Origin of the sequence: Salifodinibacter halophilus (genome assembly GCA_012999515.1) — a bacterium.
GTDB lineage: Bacteria > Pseudomonadota > Gammaproteobacteria > Nevskiales > Salinisphaeraceae > Salifodinibacter > Salifodinibacter halophilus.
In genome coordinates this window covers 1-230 of the sequence record JABEEB010000857.1, presented here as the reverse complement: position 1 = coordinate 230, position 230 = coordinate 1, and the positions used below count along the sequence as shown (strand labels likewise).

At 67.8% G+C, this 230-nt stretch carries 1 protein-coding gene; it reads right to left on the bottom strand.

All coding sequences use genetic code 11. From position 1 onward, the window contains the following. Window positions 1–230, bottom strand: a 230-nt coding sequence (locus HKX41_13985) for an AMP-binding protein (GenBank protein ID NNC25243.1), incomplete at both ends; no start/stop codon positions are given.

Here is a 230-nt window from a genome sequence, read left to right as displayed (position 1 = left end):
CCGGCAGGCCGACCGAGCCGTTGTCCTCGGCCAGGTCGATCGGGTTGATGCACGCCGCCGGCGAGGTTTCGGTCAGGCCATAGGCTTCCACCAAGGTCACGCCGGTGACCTGCTTCCAGCGCTCGGCGACCGAGCGCTGCACCGCCATGCCGCCGCCGAGAGTGAGGTGCAGGTGGGAGAAATCGACCTTGTCGAAGCCGGGCGTGTTGAGCAGGCCGTTGAACAGCGTG